At 54.1% G+C, this 20,017-nt stretch carries 21 protein-coding genes; 12 read left to right on the top strand and 9 right to left on the bottom strand.

The genetic code is table 11. From position 1 onward, the window contains the following. Nucleotides 1-69: 69 nt before the first annotated feature. A complete protein-coding gene (locus tag PJU73_RS06670) occupies nt 70-2,274 on the bottom strand; it encodes a RelA/SpoT family protein (protein WP_237091318.1) in 2,205 nt (734 codons plus the stop codon). Nucleotides 2,275-2,385: 111 nt separating this feature from the next. Then, the gene (locus tag PJU73_RS06665; protein WP_237091319.1) at nt 2,386-2,526 is read right to left on the bottom strand and encodes a hypothetical protein; all 141 of its coding nucleotides are present in this window, start codon (nt 2,524-2,526) and stop codon (nt 2,386-2,388) included. Nucleotides 2,527-2,547: 21 nt separating this feature from the next. Here PJU73_RS06665 and grxB point away from each other — a divergent pair, with 21 nt between their 5' ends. Continuing rightward, nucleotides 2,548-3,198, top strand: a complete 651-nt coding sequence (gene grxB / locus PJU73_RS06660; protein ID WP_237091320.1) for a glutaredoxin 2 — start codon at nt 2,548-2,550, stop codon at nt 3,196-3,198. A 154-nt stretch (nt 3,199-3,352) separates the two neighbouring features. Here grxB and PJU73_RS06655 read toward each other — a convergent pair whose 3' ends face one another. Beyond that, nucleotides 3,353-3,556, bottom strand: a complete 204-nt coding sequence (locus PJU73_RS06655) for a hypothetical protein (protein ID WP_237091321.1) — start codon at nt 3,554-3,556, stop codon at nt 3,353-3,355. Nucleotides 3,557-3,707: 151 nt separating this feature from the next. Here PJU73_RS06655 and PJU73_RS06650 point away from each other — a divergent pair, with 151 nt between their 5' ends. After that, the gene (locus PJU73_RS06650) at nt 3,708-4,763 is read left to right on the top strand and encodes a metallophosphoesterase (RefSeq protein WP_237091322.1); all 1,056 of its coding nucleotides are present in this window, start codon (nt 3,708-3,710) and stop codon (nt 4,761-4,763) included. A gap of 136 nt (nt 4,764-4,899) precedes the next feature. Beyond that, nucleotides 4,900-5,673 carry a DsbC family protein gene (locus tag PJU73_RS06645; protein ID WP_237091323.1) on the top strand — a complete coding sequence of 258 codons (774 nt, stop codon included), beginning with the start codon at nt 4,900-4,902 and terminating at the stop codon, nt 5,671-5,673. Between the two features lie 116 nt (nt 5,674-5,789). Here PJU73_RS06645 and PJU73_RS06640 read toward each other — a convergent pair whose 3' ends face one another. The 4 genes from PJU73_RS06640 to PJU73_RS06625 form a co-directional block, all read right to left on the bottom strand. Continuing rightward, a complete protein-coding gene (locus PJU73_RS06640; RefSeq protein WP_237091339.1) occupies nt 5,790-6,287 on the bottom strand; it encodes a YbhB/YbcL family Raf kinase inhibitor-like protein in 498 nt (165 codons plus the stop codon). A gap of 200 nt (nt 6,288-6,487) precedes the next feature. After that, on the bottom strand, nt 6,488-6,643 hold the full coding sequence (rpmG, locus tag PJU73_RS06635; RefSeq protein ID WP_003684373.1) for a 50S ribosomal protein L33: 156 nt from the start codon (nt 6,641-6,643) through the stop codon (nt 6,488-6,490). A gap of 31 nt (nt 6,644-6,674) precedes the next feature. Beyond that, a complete protein-coding gene (gene rpmB / locus PJU73_RS06630) occupies nt 6,675-6,908 on the bottom strand; it encodes a 50S ribosomal protein L28 (RefSeq protein WP_002216391.1) in 234 nt (77 codons plus the stop codon). Between the two features lie 236 nt (nt 6,909-7,144). After that, nucleotides 7,145-8,467: a M23 family metallopeptidase gene (locus PJU73_RS06625; protein WP_371871501.1), complete on the bottom strand. Its 1,323-nt coding sequence runs from the start codon at nt 8,465-8,467 to the stop codon at nt 7,145-7,147. 36 nt (nt 8,468-8,503) lie between these two features. Here PJU73_RS06625 and PJU73_RS06620 point away from each other — a divergent pair, with 36 nt between their 5' ends. Both PJU73_RS06620 and PJU73_RS06615 read left to right on the top strand, forming a co-directional pair. Beyond that, on the top strand, nt 8,504-8,716 hold the full coding sequence (locus PJU73_RS06620) for a hypothetical protein (protein WP_237091324.1): 213 nt from the start codon (nt 8,504-8,506) through the stop codon (nt 8,714-8,716). 27 nt (nt 8,717-8,743) lie between these two features. Continuing rightward, entirely contained in the window at nt 8,744-9,709 is a 966-nt protein-coding gene (locus PJU73_RS06615) for a hypothetical protein (protein ID WP_237091325.1), read from the top strand. Nucleotides 9,710-9,819: 110 nt separating this feature from the next. Here the strand turns inward: PJU73_RS06615 and rng are convergent, their stop codons facing one another. Continuing rightward, on the bottom strand, nt 9,820-11,313 hold the full coding sequence (rng, locus tag PJU73_RS06610; protein WP_237091326.1) for a ribonuclease G: 1,494 nt from the start codon (nt 11,311-11,313) through the stop codon (nt 9,820-9,822). 286 nt (nt 11,314-11,599) lie between these two features. Between rng and grxC the strand changes: the two genes are divergently transcribed. From grxC to PJU73_RS06590, 4 genes are all read left to right on the top strand, one after another. After that, on the top strand, nt 11,600-11,863 hold the full coding sequence (gene grxC, locus PJU73_RS06605; RefSeq protein ID WP_237091327.1) for a glutaredoxin 3: 264 nt from the start codon (nt 11,600-11,602) through the stop codon (nt 11,861-11,863). Nucleotides 11,864-11,875: 12 nt separating this feature from the next. Beyond that, nucleotides 11,876-12,307 (top strand): protein-export chaperone SecB, encoded by a 432-nt coding sequence (secB, locus tag PJU73_RS06600; protein ID WP_237091328.1) that lies wholly within the window; start codon nt 11,876-11,878, stop codon nt 12,305-12,307. A 198-nt stretch (nt 12,308-12,505) separates the two neighbouring features. Continuing rightward, a complete protein-coding gene (recG, locus tag PJU73_RS06595) occupies nt 12,506-14,548 on the top strand; it encodes an ATP-dependent DNA helicase RecG (protein WP_237091329.1) in 2,043 nt (680 codons plus the stop codon). 40 nt (nt 14,549-14,588) lie between these two features. Continuing rightward, nucleotides 14,589-15,023 (top strand): hypothetical protein, encoded by a 435-nt coding sequence (locus tag PJU73_RS06590; RefSeq protein WP_237091330.1) that lies wholly within the window; start codon nt 14,589-14,591, stop codon nt 15,021-15,023. Nucleotides 15,024-15,148: 125 nt separating this feature from the next. Here PJU73_RS06590 and PJU73_RS06585 read toward each other — a convergent pair whose 3' ends face one another. Next, nucleotides 15,149-17,341 (bottom strand): UvrD-helicase domain-containing protein, encoded by a 2,193-nt coding sequence (locus PJU73_RS06585; protein ID WP_237091331.1) that lies wholly within the window; start codon nt 17,339-17,341, stop codon nt 15,149-15,151. A 299-nt stretch (nt 17,342-17,640) separates the two neighbouring features. Between PJU73_RS06585 and pxpB the strand changes: the two genes are divergently transcribed. From pxpB to pxpA, 3 genes are read left to right on the top strand one after another with little or no spacing between them, the layout of a single operon-like run. After that, nucleotides 17,641-18,288 carry a 5-oxoprolinase subunit PxpB gene (gene pxpB, locus PJU73_RS06580; protein ID WP_237091332.1) on the top strand — a complete coding sequence of 216 codons (648 nt, stop codon included), beginning with the start codon at nt 17,641-17,643 and terminating at the stop codon, nt 18,286-18,288. Further along, on the top strand, nt 18,285-19,214 hold the full coding sequence (locus PJU73_RS06575) for a 5-oxoprolinase subunit C family protein (RefSeq protein WP_237091333.1): 930 nt from the start codon (nt 18,285-18,287) through the stop codon (nt 19,212-19,214). Before pxpB ends, PJU73_RS06575 begins: the two co-directional genes overlap by 4 nt. Then, a complete protein-coding gene (pxpA, locus tag PJU73_RS06570; RefSeq protein WP_237091334.1) occupies nt 19,201-19,938 on the top strand; it encodes a 5-oxoprolinase subunit PxpA in 738 nt (245 codons plus the stop codon). Before PJU73_RS06575 ends, pxpA begins: the two co-directional genes overlap by 14 nt. Nucleotides 19,939-20,017: the final 79 nt, after the last annotated feature.

Genomic DNA, 20,017 nt, shown 5'->3' with positions numbered 1-20,017 from the left:
CAACGCTTAAATTGAACAACAAGGCCGTCTGAAAAGCGATTTTTCAGACGGCCTTTTATTCTCCCAATCCTACAACCGTGTAACGCTCAATACTCCTTTGACATCGCTGAGGCTGGCGAGTACTCTGGGTAAGTCGCTGACTTGGCGTACTTCCAAGGTAAAGCGCATGCTGGCTTCTAAGTCTTTGGATTGGGTTTGTACGGCGGTTACGTTGAGTTTGTGGCGGGCGAGTGCGTCGGATACGTCCCGCAACAGGCCACCGCGGTCTTGGGCGCGGATTTCTACGTCCACGGCGAAAACTTGTCCTTCCTGCAGCGCTGCCCAGCTTGCGTTCAGTACTTTGTCGGGCGACTGTTCGGCAAGGTGGCGGAATGAGGGGCAAGTGGTGCGGTGTACCGAAATGCCGCGCTCTCGGGTAACGAAGCCGACGATGTCGTCGGGCGGTGCGGGTTTGCAGCATTTTGCCAAGGTGGTGAGCAGGCCGTCTTCGCCGTCGATTAGGATGCCGTTTTTGCCGCCTTTTTTGATTTTGGACTGTTTGACGATGGTGGTTTCGTCCAAAGGTGGCGGCGGGGGTTCGTTGAGTGTGCCGCAGACTTTTTGAATGGCTCGGGGCGATACTTCGCCTTGTCCGACTGCGGTGTATAAGTCGTCGAGTTTTTTGAAGCCGAGTTTTTCTGCCAAGTCTTGCAGATTGGGCTTGGGGGTGATTTTGACGAGTTGTTTGTCAAGCTGCGCCCGTCCGTCTTCTTTTACTGCGTCGGCGTTTTGCTGGCGGATAAAGGCTCGGATTTTGCTGATGGCTTTGCTTGATTTGACCCAGCCTTCGTGCAGCCAGTTTACGGAGGGGTTGCCTTCTTTGGCGGTGATGATTTCGACACGCTGGCCGTTTTCCAGCGGGGTGGACAGCGGCACAATCTGCCCTTCGACTTTGGCACCGCGGCAACGGTCGCCGATGCTGCTGTGCAGCGCGTAGGCAAAGTCGATGGGGGTTGCGCCGGCGGGAAGCGATAAAACTTTGCCGTGCGGTGTCAATACGTAAATGGTGTCGTGGAAGAGTTCGGTTTTAAAGGCGGCGGCCAAGTCTTCTTTGCCGCTTTCGGCCATGTTTTCCCGCCAGTCCAGCAGTTGGCGCAGCCAGGCGATTTTTTGTTCGTAGGCGGCATCGCCTTTGCCGCCTTCTTTGTAGCGCCAGTGGGCGGCAACGCCAAATTCGTTGAACTGGTGCATGTCGAAAGTGCGTATCTGCACTTCTACGCCTTTGTCTTCCGGCCCGACAATCACGGTATGCAGCGATTTGTAACCGTTGCCTTTGGGGTTGGCGATGTAGTCGTCAAATTCGCCCGGAATCGGCTGCCACAGGCTGTGGACGATGCCCAGCGTGGTATAGCATTCGGGAACGGTATCGACCAGAATGCGGACTGCCCGAATGTCGTAAAGCCCGTCGAAGCCGAGCTTTTTCTTAACCATTTTTTTGTAGATGGAATAAATGTGTTTCGGCCGGCCGGCGACTTCGAAATGGATTTTGTATTTGCCGAGTTCCTGACGCAGAATATTGAGGAAGTTTTCGATATATTCGAGGCGTTCGGTGCGTTTTTCGTCTAAAAGTTTGGCGATTTCTTTGTATTTTTCGGGGTGTTGGTGGCGGAAGCCCAGATCTTCGAGCTGCCATTTGAGCTGCCACACGCCCAAGCGGTTGGCCAGTGGGGCGAAAATGTCGAGGGTTTCTTTTGCCACTTCCCGTTTTTCGGCGCTGTCGGGCTGCGTGCCGAGAAACTGCATGGTGCGGGTGCGGATCGCCAGTGTAATCAATACGACACGGATATCGGTTACCATCGCCAGCAGCATTTTGCGCATGGTTTCGGCCTGTTGGGCGCATTCTTCGGGCGTGGCGAGGTTGTCCACTTTGGCAAAGTGGGTCAGCTTCTGCACTTCGTCTATGCCTTTAACCAGTTCGCACACGGTGGCGTTGCACTGTTCGGTAACGGTTTCCTGCCAGCCTTCGCAACGGTCGGACAGGCCTGCCAGCAGGGTTGCCGCTACGGCATCGGGTAGCAAATCCATCTCGTTTACCATTTGGGCGGCACCCGTCAGGTTGTCGAGTAACGGCTCGCCGCAGGCGGCGGTCTGCCCTGAGGAATAGTATTGCTGCGCCAACTGCCATGCGGTTTTGACCAAACGGGCATCTGCCGCATTGAGGTTTGAAGTGTAGCGTTCGAGCCATTCCCGGCTGCTGTTTGCCGCTGGGTTTTCGGCATGGTTCGTATCGGTCATGGCATTTCTCCTTTCGCTTGCGCCGGACATTACGGCTGTCGCAATCATGGTTTGCTATGATAGCCGAAATTTTTCCGGTTCTTCAATTTTTATTTGCGGATTAACCCGATTTTAGCTTTGCGGAAACGCACTTTGCCCGATTTTAGCTTCGCAGAAACTCGCTTTGCTCGTTTTGGCGAAACCTTCGGTTTTCAGACGGCCTTGCTGCCCGGCGGCTTTTGCTGCAAGGCGTGATGGTTTAGAATAGGGCATGATTTTTTTGGGAATATTCAGATGAAACTCTATATCTACGACCACTGCCCGTTTTGCGTGCGTGCCAGAATGATTTTCGGGCTGTGCGGCGTGGCGGTGGAAAACGTTATTCTTGCCAACGACGACGAAACCACACCCATCAGCATGATCGGTGCCAAACAAGTGCCGATTTTGGAAAAAGACGACGGCTCGTTTATGGGCGAAAGTCTCGACATTGTTGCCTATATCGACCGGTTGGGCGGCAAAGGCCGTCTGAAAAGTGAAATCCGCAGCGATATTCAGGCATGGTTCGACAAAGTATCCGGCTACTACAACCATCTGGTGCAGCCCCGCATGGTCAAACTCGACCTGCCCGAATTCGCCACCGAATCAGCAGTTGCCTATTTTGTCGGCAAAAAAGAAAAAACCATCGGCAACTTCGCCGTCAATCTGGAACGCAGCGGCAAATACCTGAAGCGCATCCACGAAGATTTGGCGGAATTGGAACAGCTGATTACGCCGAATTCAGACGGCCTCGGCGGCGAACCCGGCATGGAAGATATTTTGATTTTCCCGATTCTGCGCAATTTGAGCATGGTCAACGGAATCCGTTTCCCCGAACGCACGCTTGCCTATCTCAATAAAATGAGCGGGCAATCCGCCGTACCGCTTTATTTTGCGCAGGCATGTTAAACCGGACAAGGAAAGGCCGTCTGAAAACGAGCAAAGCGAGTTTCTGCGAAGCTAAAACCGAAGGTTTCGCCAAAACGAGCAAAGTGAGTTTCTGTGAAGCTAAATTGGGCATAACGGGTTTTTAAACAGCCAAAGTGAGAAACAGCCCCGCCTGTTATAACCCCGCAGCCGCCGCTTTGCGCCGGAATCCCTTATCCTTCATGCACGCATCAAAGCCCGCACGGTCGGCATCGGCCGCCGTGTTTTGGCAACGGGCAAACGCCTCTTCCTGAGTCAGCGGCTTGCGCGGCGAACGGGTTTCCGCACAGGCGGCCAACAAGCAGCCGCAGGCCGCCAGACAAAACAGTTTTTTCAGCATACGCATTCCTTTTATCGGTTTTAAGCAAGCAAGAGACAATATCTTGAATTCACTTTAAAAGAAAACAAAGCGGGCCAACGCCGTATTGTTTCAAGTGAATTCACGTTATCCGATTATTTTAAATACGCCCCTTACCGGCCGCAAGAGCGACATGAGTACTTATCTTTACCGCCAAACCCTGCCTGATACGCCGCTGGACATCGTCGGCGACGTACACGGCGAATTTTCCGCCTTTCAAGCCCTGCTGCGCCGCCTCGGTTATCAAGACGACGGCACGCACCCGCAAGGCCGCAAGCTGGTATTTGTCGGCGACCTCTGCGACCGCGGCCCCGACAGCCCCGCCATGCTCGACTGGTTCAAGCAGGCACACAGCCAAAGCAAGGCTTTTGCGGTATTGGGCAACCACGAATTAAATCTGCTGGTGGACGACCCCAAAGACGGTTCGGGCTGGTTTTTTGACAGCAGAGCCAAACAAGATGCCGCCAATTACGCCCCGTGGCATACCCTGCCCGACAGTGAAAAAGCCGGTCTCAAAATCTGGCTGGCCGAGCTGCCGCTGATATTGGAACGCAGCGACCTGCGTATCGTCCACGCCGCATGGCTGCCCGATATGCTCACACGTTTGGACGAAGCCGTCGGCATGGGCTTGGTCGAACAATACCGCTTATTCGACCACCAACTCACCGAAACGCTGCAAAACGCTGATTGGTATGGCGATTATCTGCACGAGCAGCAATATTTTGCCCCGTTGGCGGAAAATCCGGATATTCCGCCACCGCCCATGCCCGCCACCGCCCGCTACGATTTGGCACGCAGCCTTGCCCACCCGATTCGGGCGCTGACCAGCGGTATCGAACGCTCCGCCAAACAACCGTTCTTCGCCGGCGGCCGCTGGCGGGAAACCTGCCGCTGCGCATGGTGGGACGACTATCGGGACAATATTCCCGTTATCATCGGCCACTACTGGCGCAGCCGCCTGCCGACCAGTTCCGCCGTCGCCGCCGAACGCCGCCTGCTGCCCGCAGCCGCCGATGAGTGGCACGGTGCAAAACGCAATGTATTCTGCGTCGATTTTTCCATCGGTGCCAGTTGGCGGATGCGCAAGTTCCCCGAAAAATACCGCCGCAAACCCTTCGCCCTCGCCGCCCTGCGCTGGCCGGAACAGGTTTTGGTGTTTCACGACGGGCAAATGATGGCTACACGATAGTCGGCGCAATCCGCAAAACCATACAGGCCGTCTGAAAACTCGCTTTGCTCATTTTCAGACGGCCTGCCGCCTCTTTATGCACGCTGCGCCGATGTTTGCTACAATGCAGCTTTTACTTCCATACCGAATGAAGCACATGAAATATATTCTCAAATTCCTGCTGCCCCTGATGCTGCTGCCGCTGGCGGCCTGCGGTCAGGCTGCCGAAAAAACAACGGCGGCGACTGCCCAAACCGCCGCACCGGCCAAGGTTGGCGAAACCTTGAAAGCCAAGCTGGAAAAAACTTATGCCGCCCAAAATTTGAAAGTGGTCAGCATCAGCGAAACACCGCTGGCGGGCATTTACGAAGTGGTTGTGAGCGGCAAACAGATTATCTACACCGATGCCAAAGGCGATTATATGCTGGTGGGCGACCTGATCGACATCAACTCCCGTGAAAGCCTCACCGACAAACGCAGTGCCGACTTAAACAAAATCGATTTCTCCAGCCTGCCGTTGGACAAGGCGATTAAAGAAGTACGCGGCAACGGCAAACTGCAGGTGGTCGTGTTCTCCGACCCCGACTGCCCGTTCTGCAAACGCTTGGAACACGAATTTGAAAAGATGACCGACATCACCATCTACAACTTTATGATGCCGATTACCAGCCTACACGCCGATGCCGCACGCAAAGCCGAAATCATCTGGTGCCAACCCGACCGCACCGCTGCATGGACAAAATGGATGCGTCAGGGCGTGTTCCCGAAAAATACCCAAGCCTGCGACAATCCGGTTGCCGAAACCACCTCGCTGGGCGAACAGCTCGGCTTCAACGGCACACCGACGCTGATTTTCCCCAACGGCCGCACCCAAAGCGGTTACAGCCCGATGCCGGTTTTGGAAAAAATCATCAGCCAAAACCAGAAATAATCATTTCATCTGAAACGACAAACCCCATGCCGTCTGAAAACATGCTTGGCTGATTTTAGCTTCGCAGAAACTCGCTTTGCTCGTTTTCAGACGGCATGGGGGGTGTTTTTTCAAACTTAAACGTCGTATTCGCCCACTACTTCGGCCTGCGCCAAAATATGCCCTTTCATGGCAAAGTGCAAATCATTGAAACGGAAACCTTTTTTCAGCCCTAATTTGCAATCCAAGGCATAAACAATCAGTTCGTAACGGTGTTTGCAGTTTGGCGGTGCCATACCGCCGTAAACCGAAGCCGCCTCGATGTCCACCTGCCCCAGCACGCTCGCCCAACTGTTGGCACCCTGCACAAAATCAGTGGCGCTCAGGCTTTCGTTTTCGGCAACCGATGCGCGTTCCAAATCGGCAATCAGCCAATGCGTCCACACAAAACCGGCTGCAGTAACGGCATCTTTGTCTTCCAATACCACCGCAAACGACTGCGTGCCCTCCGGCGCACCGCTGATTTCAAACGGAATCGAATAAGTCGGCATACCGTTGGCCCCAAACTGACTGCCCCGCTTGCCGTATTTGTCGGCGAACACGCCGTTTTCAATTGCTTTGCTGCTGACTTGCATACCCATGCTCCTGATGTGGAAATATTGCCAGTATATCGCTGAAATACCGGATTTTCTATACAGTTCGGTAAACTGCAGCCAACATAACTGAACGGCCATGCCCGTCATCGGTTTTCGCAACGCCGGTTTTCAGACGGCCTAAACGGCAAAAAGCCTTTGTTTTGCAACAAAGGCTTTGTTTTTCCGACAGAGAAACCTGATTATTTCAATTTGGTTTCTTTGTAGATAACGTGTTTGCGGGCTACCGGATCAAATTTTTTGATTTCCAGTTTGCCGGGCATAGTACGTTTGTTTTTGGTAGTGGTATAGAAGTGACCAGTACCAGCAGATGATTCCAATTTGATTTTATCGCGCATTGCAGTAATCCTTAATTAAGCGTTCGTTAAATTAAGCTTCGCCGCGAGCACGCAAATCAGCCAATACGACATCAATGCCTACTTTGTCGATGGTACGCAATGCGGCGTTAGAAACGCGCAGGCGCACCCAGCGGTTTTCACTTTCCACCCAAAAACGACGTGATTGCAAGTTAGGCAAAAAACGACGTTTGGTTTTGTTGTTGGCGTGTGATACGTTATTGCCAGACATCGGGCGCTTACCGGTCACTTTGCAAACTCGTGCCATGGTTAGTCTCCAAACTTCAAAAATAGTAAAACGGGATTTATACCATAAAAAGCAGCTTCGTTTCAAGCAGCTTTCTGAAAAAACGGTATTTTATCGTTCTTTTTTCCACATATGTTGTTTATGGGAAACGGTTTTGAGGAAATCTTTTTGCAAACTGCCGTCTGAACGCTGTTCCGCTGCGGTGTTCCGGCGGCGGGGAAAATCTGTGTTTTCAGACGGCTTCGGTCTGCTTTGGTTCAGTCAAGCTGCGCCACGGATACCGACAGCCCCCGCAGTTGTGCGAGCAGCATACCGGATTCTTTTTGGCTGCGTTTGAATGCGGTCATGTTGTTCGGGGTCAGTTTCGGTGTCGGGAGGGCGACGGTGGTCGGATTGACCGGCTGGCCGTTTACACGGGCTTCGTAGTGCAGGTGCGGGCCGGTGGATTGGCCGGATGTGCCGACATAGCCGATGATGTCGCCGGCTCTCACGCTGCCTTGGGCGTCGGAAAATGCGCTCAGGTGGCCGTAAAGTGTTTCTACGCCGTTGGCGTGTACCAGCATCACGGTATGGCCATAGCCGCCGCGCCAGCCTTTAAAGGTCAGTTTGCCGTCGGCTGCGGCCCGTACGGGCGTACCGATCGGGGCGGCGTAGTCGATGCCGGTGTGCATGTGTACGGTATGGCGAATCGGGTGGACTCGGTAGCCGAACGGTGAGGAAATATGGGTGTAATTGACGGGCTGGGTGTTAAATCCGGCTTTTTGTTGCAGGGATTTGCCGTTTTGATCGTAATAGTTGCCGCTTTCCTCGTTGCCCTTGCCTTGGCTGTAATAATACGCCTGATAGGTTTTGCCGCCTTTGACGATTTCGGCGGCGAGAATATCGCCCACTGCCATTTGCTGGCCCCGGAAATACATGCTGTTATACAGCAGACGAATCACATCGCCTTCTTTCAGGCTCTGCATATCCAGCGTATCGGCAAAGATTTCCCGCAACTGAAGATAGACTTCGGACGGGATTTCCGCACGCAGCATATCGCCGATGGCGGAACTGCGGATTTGCACGGCACGCAGGGTCGGCATGGTTTTCATATCGACTTCCGAAGTGGAAGCCTGCCATTTGCCGTTTACCTTTTCCAGCGCCACCAGATTCTGTTCCAATTCTTCATCGGTGAAAAACTGGACATCGCTGACCTGTCCGGCTTCATCAACCCGCAGGCTGACCGAGTGTCCGCTGCGCAGTTTATTGACATCTTTGCGGATGCTGCTTTTCGCCATAATCTGCTGAATATCGCTCTGCGCCACACCCAAACGTGCCAACACGTCCGGAAGCGTGTCGTCTTCTTTGACCACTTCCTGCAGCCAATAGCCCGACTGCACCGGCTCGGCGGTAATTTTTACCGGCGGCAATTCCTGCGAAATCCGTTCGGTTTTAAAATCCTGATTCTGCGGCAACGGCTCGGTAACCGCATACGCCGTCATCACGCCTACCGGAAGCAATACGCCCAACAGCAGCGCCTGCGCCGGTTTGCGTTTGGCAATACGTTTCAAAAATGATTCAGACTGTTTGAATTGCGTCACACATCGTCCTTGCTGTATTTCAAATACCAAATAAAAATGAAAAAGAAACCGCAACGGCATCTTTTTCATTGTTACCTGAACTGCCCGACTGCCCCGTTTTCAGACGGCCTCAGCCTGCGCAAGCATGTTATTATTACGGCTTTGGCGGCATTTGGCACGCAGATTTTCCGTTTTTTACCAAGCGCATCTTACCATAAAACGTTATTTTTACAAAAACATAGCACAAAAACACAGCAATCCGCCGCATAACCCGTTTCCCAGTCCGACCCGAATATCATGAACCTGACCCTCGCCCTACCTTCACTTCCTTTACACACCGGCCACCGGCAAACGCCCGCATTCAACCAAATGCTGCGCTACGGCAGATGGCAGCCGCAACCGTGCAGGCCGTCTGAATTTTACCGCCGCCACCTGTGGCAAGGCAGCATTCTGCAACAAGCAAAACGCATCGCAGGCATCACCCCCGACCGCCCGACCGCCTTTGCCAGCCCGTTTTACCAAGAAATGGGCATGCACAGCGCAGGCATCACCGCCGGCCGCCACCTCGCCATTTCCCCACACGAAGCCCAACGCTGGTGCGCCGAACTCAGCAGCTTTTATCAAGACGAACACTGGGAATTTGTTCCGCTGCACAACGATTTATGGCTGGCACTGATGCCGTCTGAAAACCACACTGAGCAGCCCGACTGGCAAGTTACCCCCGTCCCCGACATCGGCAACCAAATCAGCCCCGCCGACCAAGCCTGCGGCAACGATGCCCCGACTTGGCTGGCCAAACAGACCGAAATCCAAATGTGGTTGCACCAACACCCGCTCAACGCCGAACGCCACCGTCAAGGCCTGCAGCCGGTCAATGTTTTATGGCTGTGGCAAGACCTCACCGGCAACGCCAACTCCGACATAATATTCAGCAACAGCCCGTGGGCGGCATTCTCACCAACGCCCGCCCGCCCCGTTCCCGACAACTTCGGCGACCTGCAGCAAATCCTTAACCAATTATCAGAAAATCCTGACAACTTCCTGATTCTGCAAGACGACTTCACCCTTTGCGGCAGCGAATCCCACACATCGCTGTTGCAGCATTGGGAACAAACATGGTTCGCCCCCCTCTGGCAAGCCCTCAACCAACGCCGCCTGCACCGCCTGACCCTCGCCACCGAACAAGGCACCCTGCACCTGACACCCCGCTCCCACCTCGCATTTTGGCGGACAGCGGGGAAATTTGAGCGGAAATTTGGTTAAGTTATTGCCTCACCTGTAGAAATCAGGATAGAGGGAAACGAGAAAACACACGAGATTGTCCTGACAGAGTACCATCTCGTTTTTCAGACGGCTTGTTTAAGAATAATTTCCTAAATTAACACAATATCATACTGTTCCTGTGTGTAGGCGGTTTCGACGGCGAGGGAAATCGGTTTGCCGATAAAGTCGATCAGCATGGCGAGGGATTGGGATTCTTCGTCGAGGAAGAGGTCGATAACGTTGGGAGCGGCGAGGATGCGGAAGGCTTGGGCATCGAAGCGGCGGGCTTCTCTGACGACTTCGCGCTGGATTTCGTAGCATACGGTCTGCGGGGTTTTCAGACGGCCTCGGCCTTGGCAGGCGGGGCAGGGTTCGCAGAGGATTTGGTTGAGGTTTTCGCGCGAGCGTTTGCGGGTGAGTTCGACCAAGCCGAGACTGGTAAAGCCGTTGAGGGTTACTCGGGTGCGGTCGAAGCTGAGGGCTTTGGCGAGTTCTTGCAACACGGCTTCGCGATGGGTTTCGAGTGCCATGTCGATGAAGTCGATGATGATGATGCCGCCCAGATTGCGCAGGCGCAGTTCTCGGGCGATGGTGTGGCAGGCTTCGAGGTTGGTGCGGAAGATGGTTTCGTCGAAGTTGCGTGCGCCGACGAAGCCGCCGGTGTTCACGTCGATAGTGGTCATGGCTTCGGTGGATTCGATAATCAGGTAGCTTCCGAAGTTGAGGTTGACTCGGGGTTGCAGGGCGCTACTGATTTCCTGTTCGATGTTGTAGGTTTCAAACAGGGGGCGTTCGCCTTTGAAGAGTTCGATTTTTCCGAGTGCGCCGTGGACGTATTGTTCGGCAAACTGGGTCATGCGGCGGTGGTTTTCAGTGGAATCGACGAGGATGCGCTGGGTGTCGGCGCTGAACATGTCCCGCAAGACCCGCAGGCTGAGGGGCAGGTCTTGGTAGAGCAGGGTTTCGGGCGGCTGGGTTTTGGCTTGCTGCTGGATGTGTTCCCACACTTTAGTGAGGTAGTGGATGTCGGCTTGAAGTTGGCGGTCGCTGGCGTTTTCGGCGTTGGTGCGGATAATGTAGCCGTGGCAGGCTTCTTCGTCGAGCAGGTTGGTGAGCCGTTCGCGCAGCAGGTTGCGTTCGGTTTCGTCTTCGATGCGTTGGGAAATGCCGATGTGGTTTTCTTGCGGCAGGTGAACCAGAAAGCGGCCGGCAAGGGAAATTTGGGTGGAAAGGCGTGCGCCTTTGGTGTTGATGGGGTCTTTGATAACTTGGACGAGAACGGATTGTCCTTCAAACAGCATGTGTTCGATGCGTTGGGTTTCTTCGGGGTTGCGGCGCTGTTCCAAGACATCGACGATGTGCAAAAAGGCGGCACGCTCAAGGCCGATGTCGATAAAGGCGCTCTGCATACCGGGCAATACCCGCCGCACGATGCCTAAATAAATGTTGCCGACCAAACTGTGGCCGCTGTTGCGTTCGATGTGCAGCTCGCAGATATTGTTTTCTTCCAATACGGCGACCCGTGTTTCCTGCGGGGTGATATTGACCAAAACGGTTTCCGGCGGGCGGACGGTGTCTTTGGGAATGGGAATGCCTGATAACATGATGTTTGCTCGAAATGGTGGATTTGGAAAGATGGAAATGGTTTTTGCAATCGGTTCTTTAACCGTTTGGGTTCACGATATTTATTTCACTATAAAAACGGATTGCAAAAGCGATTTGGCTTGAAAACAGGGCTAATCATACTGTAAAAACAGTGATGTTGCCATGTTTCGGCATTGGGAAAGGCCGTCTGAAAAACGGATTTTAAAACGAATTGACGCTAAGACTTGCAAAAGCCGCCGCCCGCCCCTATATTCCGTTACAATAAACCGAAAACAGGAAGCGATTATGAATCCAGTGACCATGTACACCGGAGCGTTTTGCCCCTACTGCACCATGGCCAAGCGGCTGCTTGCAGCGGCGGGAGTCGGCGAAATTCAGGAAATCCGTGTCGATCAAAATCCGGCGGCTTTCGATGAAATGCAGCAACGTTCCGGCCAGCGCAGCATTCCGCAGATTTTTATCGGCGACACCCATGTCGGCGGTTTTACCGACCTTTATGCCTTGCAGCAGCGGGGCGAATTATCCGTTTTACTTAACTCCCAACCTTGATAGGAAAACAAAATGAGCGAAGAATTGCAACCGGTATTCAGCATCGAGCGTCTGTATGTCAAAGACTTGTCTTTGGAAGTGCCGCACGCTCCGCAAATCTTTTTGGAACAGGGCGAGCCTGAAGTCGATATGCGTGTTTCGACCAACAACGAAAAATTGGGCGAAAGCATTTACGCCGTTGATGTAACCATCACCGTAACCGCCAAGCTCGACGGCGAACGCACCATGTTCCTCAACGAAGTTACCCAAAGCGGTATTTTCCGTTTGGAAAACATTCCGGAAGAAGATGCCAAACTGCTGTTGGGCATTGCCTGTCCGAACATCCTGTTCCCATACGCCCGCGAAGCGATTTCTTCCAGTGTAACCCGTGCCGGCTTCCCGCCGGTATTGCTGGCACCGATCAACTTTGAAGCGATGTACCAACAGGAAGAAGGCAACGCTTAATTTTGCCGTTTCCCAAACATGCCGTCTGAAAACGAGTGTAGCGAGTTTCTGCGCAGCTAAAACCCGATTTTCAGACGGCATGTTTTTTTGTGTATGCCGCAACACCGATGATTTACGCAAGGCAGGTCTGCGGCGTAGTACTTTATTGGGAATTTCACTATAATCCACACCAACCCCGTTTCCCCAAAGACCGCCGCCATGATGCCGACCGAAACGCAGAAACAGCTCAAAATTACCGAAAATGCCGCCAAAAAACTCGCCAAACTCAATATTCAGACGGCTTGGGATTTGGCGTTGCACCTACCGCTGCGTTATGAAGACGAAACCCATGTGATGCCGATTGCCGATGCCCCTTTGGGCGTACCGTGTCAGGTAGAAGGCACGGTTTTGTTTCAAGAAGTGCAGTTCCGCCCCCGCCGCCAGTTGGTGGTGCGGATTGCCGACCATTCCGGCAGCGTGCTGCATTTGCGCTTTATCCACTTTTATCCCAGCCATCAAAAACAGCTTGCCGAAGGCAAACGCATTCGGGCGGTCGGCGAAATCAAACACGGTTTTTTCGGCGATGAAATGATACACCCGAAAATCCGTGATGCCGAAAACAGCGGTTTGGCAGAAAGCCTGACACCGGTTTACCCGACCGTAAACGGTCTGACCCAACCCAACCTGCGCCGCATGATTCAGACGGCATTAGACAGCTTACCGCTGCATGACACCTTGCCCGACGACTTATTAGGCCGTCTGAATTTGCCGCATCTTGCCGAAAGCCTGCGCCTGCTGCATGCCCCGCCGCCCGAACTGACCGTACAGCAGCTTTCAGACGGCACCTTGCCCGCATGGCAGCGGCTCAAATTTGACGAACTGCTGGCGCAGCAATTATCCATGCGGCTGGCACGGCAAAAGCGGATCAGCGGCGAAGCCAAACCCTTAAACGGCGACGGCAGCCTGTCCCTCCGGCTGCTGAACGCCTTACCGTTTGCCCTCACGCAGGCGCAGCAGCGTGTCGTCGGTGAAATTCGTGCCGACCTCGCCCACACTTATCCCATGCACCGCCTGCTGCAGGGCGATGTCGGCAGCGGCAAAACCATTGTCGCCGCCCTTGCCGCCCTGACCGCCATTGAAGCCGACACGCAAGTGGCAGTGATGGCACCGACCGAAATTCTCGCCGAACAGCATTTCATCAAATTCAAACAATGGTTTGAACCGCTCGGTCTGAACGTGGCATGGCTTTCCGGCAGCCAGCGTAAAAAAGCCAAAGACCAAAACAAAACCGCCGTTTCAGACGGCCTTGCCCACATCACCGTCGGCACCCACGCCCTGTTTCAAGACGACGTTCAGTTTCACAATCTCGGCTTAGTGATTGTGGACGAGCAGCACCGCTTCGGCGTAGCGCAGCGGTTGGCCTTGAAAAACAAAGGCTGCGACGTTCACCAACTGATGATGTCCGCCACCCCCATTCCCCGCACCTTGGCCATGAGTTTTTTCGCCGATTTAGACGTATCCGTGATTGACGAATTGCCCCCCAACCGCACCCCGATTAAAACCCGACTGGTCAACAGCGCCCGCCGTGCCGAAGTCGAAGGCTTCGTATTGGCCACATGCCGCAAAGGACAGCAGGCATATTGGGTATGCCCGCTGATTGAAGAGAGCGAAACCCTGCAGCTGCAAACCGCCACCGACACCCTCGCCGTTTTACAGCAGGCATTGCCCGAACTCAAAATCGGCTTGGTACACGGCCGCATGAAAGCCGCCGAAAAAGCCGGAATCATGAGCGAATTTTCCGCCGGACGGCTCAATGTTTTAGTCGCAACCACCGTCATCGAAGTCGGCGTGGACGTTCCCAACGCCAGCCTGATGGTCATCGAACACGCCGAACGCATGGGCTTGGCGCAGCTTCACCAACTGCGGGGGCGGGTCGGCCGGGGCGCAGCCGCCAGCGCTTGCGTTTTACTGTTTTCCGAACCCCTGAGCGAATTGGCAAAAGCCCGCCTGAAAGTGATTTACGAACACACCGACGGCTTCGAAATCGCCCGCCAAGACCTCAACATCCGAGGCCCCGGCGAATTTCTCGGCGCACGCCAGAGCGGCGTACCCATGCTGCGTTTCGCCAATTTAGAAGAAGATTTGCAACTCTTAGAAAAAGCCAGAGAACTCGCCCCGCAACTGATCGACCACCACCCCGCAACCGTAACCGCCCACCTCAACCGCTGGCTCGCCAGCCGGGAAAGCTATCTGGGCGTGTAATTGCAGCAGAAGGCCGTCTGAAAAACGGTAGGAAGCAAAAATGAGTATTAATAATTACAACAAAATTATACCTTTTAAATCTAACAATAAAGAGAAAGAGTTAAAAACCGCTGTAAAATTCCAGCGAAGATTAATACCGTCAAAATTTGCTTATTTTTATACCGGATTTTTAGGATTATTAACTTTTTTGCAAAAATGCAGCATTATTCATATTGCTAACTTTGATGAATTAATGAGTTGGCTTGGGTTATTGTTTGCTGTACTGACTGTATATAGTGTTATCTCTACATTTTTTCTGACTATTTGCCCTTATTGCCATAGGTTTCAAAATCTGTTCAATGGAAAAAGTGTAAATGGCGATACTGAAGGAATATCTTATAGCCAAGGAATGGTACCATTTATCCATCATTGCAATCGATGCAATGCCCCACTTTCACCCAAAGCAGTAATAGAACATTATAAAAAGCAAGCGTAGGAGTAGGGTACGGGTAATCGTACCATGGTGAACAAGATTGCAGTTTCAATCATGAAACAAAGCGGTGCGGTTACCTGCACCCTACGACTGATTTTTAGCTTCGCAGAAACTCGCTACGCTCATTTTCAGACGGCTTCCAATACGGCGAATTTGGTGTCCAAATCTTTGATGCCGGCTTTGCCGAAGTTGATGGTCAGGCGGGCGGATTGGCCTTTGTCTAGGGCATCGATAATGACGCCGGTGCCGAATTTGGCGTGGCGGACGTTTTGGCCGATGCGGAAGCCGTCGTAGCTTTGCGGTTTTTTGTAGCTTTCGACCACGGGGTCTTTGGCTGCTGCGGTTTTAGGGGCGGTGTGGCGGGTGTGCGGGGAGAGGGGGTGCATAACCTGCGGCGGGATTTCTTCGACAAAGCGGGAGACGATGCCGAACTGGGTTTGGCCGTGCAGCATGCGTTGTTGTGCCATGCTGATGTAGAGGCGTTGGCGGGCGCGGGTGATGGCGACGTACATCAGGCGGCGTTCTTCTTCGAGGCCGCCGTGTTCGGCGAGGCTCATTTCGCTGGGGAAGCGGCCTTCTTCCATGCCGCTGAGGAAGACGGTGTCGAATTCCAAGCCTTTGGCGGCGTGGACGGTCATCAGTTGTACGGCTTCTTCGCCCGAACCGGCTTGGTTTTCGCCGGATTCTAGGGCGGCGTTGCTTAAGAATGCCAAGATGGGGAAGGCGGGGGAATGTTGCAAATCTTCGGGAATGGTTTCGAAGTTGCTGTCTTCGGGTTTGAACTCGATGGCGGCGTTGATGAGTTCTTCCAAGTTGTCGATTCGGTCTTGGTTGTCGCCTTTGGCGTTGCGGTACGATTCCATCAGGCCGCTGTCGTGAACGGCGCTGTGCATGAGTTCGGGTAGGGAAAGCAGGCCGATTTGCTGGCGCATTTGTTCGATAATGCGGACAAAGGCGGCGACTTTGGCGGCTTTTGCACCCATGCCGCAGGCGGCTTGCCACAGGGAAATGCCTTGTTCCTGCGAGGCCGTCTGAATATTTTCGACGGTGCGGGTGCCGATGCCTCGGGCGGGGACGTTAATTACCCGCAATAGGGCGTTGTCGTCGTCGGGATTGACGGCGAGACGCAGATAGGCGAGGGCGTGTTTGATTTCCTGACGTTCGTAGAAACGCAGACCGCCGTAGATTTTGTAGGCGACGCCGCTGCGGAACAGGGCTTGTTCGATAACACGGGATTGGGCGTTGCTGCGGTACAGCACCGCCATTTCATCGAGGCGTTTGCCTTCCCGTTGCAGCGATTTGGCTTCTTCAACGATAAACATGGCTTCGTCGTAATCGGTGGCGGCGGAGAAAAAGCGGATTTTGTCGCCGCTTTCGGCATCGGTGCGCAGGTTTTTGCCCAGTCGGTCGCCGTTGTTGGCAATCACGATGTTGGCGGCGGTGAGGATGTTGCCGACCGAGCGGTAGTTTTGTTCGAGTTTGATCGGTTCTTCGATGTGGAATTCTTTCATCAGCGCCGTCATGTTGCCGACGTGTGCGCCCCGGAAACGGTAAATGCTTTGGTCGTCGTCGCCCACGGCAAATACGGCGGCGTGTTCGCCCGCCATCAGTTTCAGCCACGCATATTGCAGCTTGTTGGTGTCTTGGAATTCGTCCACCAGAATATGGTTGAAACGGTTTTGGTAATGGCGGCGCAGGGTTTCGTTGCTTTGCAGCAGTTCGTAGCTTCGGAGCATGAGTTCGGCAAAATCGACCACGCCTTCACGGTTGCACCATTTGTCGTATTCGGCAAAGCATTCAATCAGTTTGCGGGTGTGAAAATCGGCGGCTTCGAGTTTGCCGGCACGCAGCCCGGCTTCTTTTTGGGCGTTGATAAAGCCTTGCAGACTGCGGGGGGCGATGATTTCTTCGGCGATGTTGAGGCTTTTGAGCAGGCGTTTGATTAAGGAAAGCTGGTCGCCGCTGTCGAGAATTTGAAAGGAAGAGGGCAAACCTGCGTCGCGGTGGTGCAGCCGCAGAAAACGGTGGCACAAACCGTGAAACGTTCCCAGCCACATCGAGCGTACATTAACCGGAATCATCGCCCCCAAGCGGGTCTGCATTTCTTTGGCGGCTTTGTTGGTAAAGGTAACCGCCATAATGCTGCCCACGCCTGCCTGTCCGCTTTGCAGCAGCCACGCAATGCGGGTGGTGAGGACTCGGGTTTTGCCGCTGCCCGCACCCGCCAGCACCAGAGCGGATTGCGGCGGCCAAGTAACGGCGGCGAGTTGTTCGGCATTCAGGCCGTTGAGCAGGGAAGAATCAGGCTGGGTCGGAAACATAATCTGGGCTGTGGTGGATAATGAAAGGCTTTATTCTAATAGAAAATGTCGAGGCCGTCTGAAAAAGTGCAGCAGCGGGAGCATTTTTCAGACGGCCTCACGCTTATGGTGCATTTATAGTGAAATAACCTCAAAGCACTACAGCGTTGGCTTCGCCTTGCCGTATTGTCCATACTGTCTGCGGCTTGCCGCCTTGTATTGCTTTGGGGTTATTTCACTATATTATCGTATAAGGAACTATTGACAAAATGCCCCCGACCCATATAGATTTGTCAAATCATAACCAAACTTAACAAAAAATGAGAATAGAGATCACACCAATCAGCGAATCCGCTTTGGTCTGCCGACTGAATGCACCTTCCGAATTAGGCAAACAGCAAAAGCTGTGGGCATTTGCTGCTGCGCTTGAGCAGCATGACGGGATTGCAGAAGTGGTGGTCGGTATGAACAATCTGACCGTGTTCACCCGTTTCGACACCGATTTGGCGGTGCTTGCCGACAAACTGCAAGACGTGTGGGAACACACCGCCGTTGCCGCCAATCAGGGCAAACTGGTAGAAATTCCCGTCTGCTACGGCGGCGAATACGGGCCGGATTTGGCGGAAGTCGCCGCTTTCCATCAGACAGACATTGCCGAAATCGTCCGCCGCCATACGGCGCAAACCTATACCGTATTTATGATGGGCTTCCAGCCCGGTTTCCCCTATCTGGGCGGCTTACCCGAATCGCTGCACACGCCCCGCCGTGCCGTGCCGAGAACATCTGTTCCCGCCGGTTCGGTCGGTATCGGCGGCAGTCAGACCGGCGTGTATCCGTTCGCTTCGCCCGGTGGCTGGCAGATTATCGGCAAAACCGAATTGCCCCTGTTCCGTGCCGATTTGAATCCGCCGACCCTGTTGGCAGCGGGCGACCAAGTCCGCTTTGTTGCAGAAAGGATTGAGCCATGATTCACGTTTCGGCAGTGCAGGCACCGGCGCATATTCAGGATGCCGGACGCTACGGACACCGGCGTTACGGCATCGGCCATGCCGGTGCGATGGACACGGTTGCTTTGGCGGCGGGCAATATTTTATTGGGCAACGACGAAGGCGCAGCCGCAATCGAAATCGCCTTGGGCGGCATCACGCTGGTGTTTGAACAGGATACGCCGTTTTGCCTTACCGGTGCTGTGTATCAGGCGGAATTGGACGGCGAACCGGTCTATTCGTATTGGCGTTATACCGCCCGCAAAGGACAGACCTTGAAGCTGGTGCGTGCCGTGCAGGGTATGTACGGCTATGTGTGCGTGGCGGGCGGATTTGATGTGCCGGAAGTGATGGGTTCGAGAAGCACCGACCTGAAAGCCGGTTTCGGCGGCCATCAGGGCAGAATGCTGCAAAAAGGCGATTGTCTCCCCGTCGGCAAAGGTGCGCAGGAGTTGTCCAAAGTCGGTATCGCTCCGATACCGTTTACCGATACCGTCCACCTTGTTCCCTCGTCTGAATATGCCGCTTTCAGCGAAGAAGGCCGTCTGAATTTGGAACGAGAAACGTGGACGCTGCAAAGCGACAGCAACCGCATGGGCTACCGCTTCGACGGGCAGCCGCTGACCCTGTCGCAGCCTTTGGAAATGCTGTCCCACGCCGTTCAGGCAGGAACCGTGCAGGTGCCGCCTAGCGGCAAACCGATTATCCTGCTTGCCGATGCGCAAACCACCGGCGGCTATCCGAAAATCGCCACCGTTGCCGCCGCCGATTTAGGCAGGCTGGCGCAAGTGCGTTTCGGCAGCAAAGTCAGATTCAAAATAATCGGCTTGAAAGAAGCCGCCGCCCTGCGGCGCAAAAACCGAGCCTATCTGAACCAAATACGGAGAATCGTGAATGAAGCAGGTTGATTTAAACGCCGATCTCGCCGAAGGCTGCGGCAGCGACGAAACCCTGTTGCGGCTGATTACTTCGGCCAACATTGCCTGCGCTCAACACGCCGGCAGCATTGCCGATATTCGGGCGGCTTTGGCGTATGCCCGACAAAACAATGTGCGTATCGGCGCACACCCCGGCTATCCCGATCGGGAAAACTTCGGCCGTACCGAAATGAATCTGTCCGAAGCTGATTTGCGGGCGTGTCTGAATTACCAGTTGGGCGCATTACAAGCATTGTGCCATGATCAGGGTTTGGAAATGGCTTATGTCAAACCGCACGGCGCAATGTACAACCAAGCGGCGAAAAACCGTGCGCTGGCGGACATCATCGCCCGAACTGTGGCAGACTTCGACCCGAAATTGAAACTGATGGCACTTTCCGGCAGCCTGCTGTTGGAAGCCGGAAAAGCCGCAGGTTTGGGCGTGATTTCCGAAGTATTCGCCGACCGCCGCTATATGCCCGACGGCACGCTGGTTCCCCGCAGCCGCCCCGATGCGCAGGTGGACAGCGACGAAGAAGCCATCGCCCAAGTATTGCAGATGGTGCGGGACGGGCAGGTCAAAGCAGTGGACGGCAGCTTGGTTGCCGTTCAGGCCGACAGCATCTGTCTGCACGGCGACGGGCCGCACGCTGTGGCGTTTGCCGAAAAAATCCGGCAGGAATTGTTAGCAGCGGGGATGAACGTTACCGCCTGAAAAACAGTTCACAGGCCGTCTGAAAACGAATGAAATGGGTTCAGCACAGCCAAAAAACGCAGGGTTCGCCCGAACACCG

Origin of the sequence: Neisseria lisongii (genome assembly GCF_028463985.1) — a bacterium.
In the GTDB taxonomy this organism is placed as follows: Bacteria; Pseudomonadota; Gammaproteobacteria; order Burkholderiales; family Neisseriaceae; genus Neisseria; species Neisseria lisongii.
This window is presented reverse-complemented; position numbering and strand designations above follow the sequence as displayed.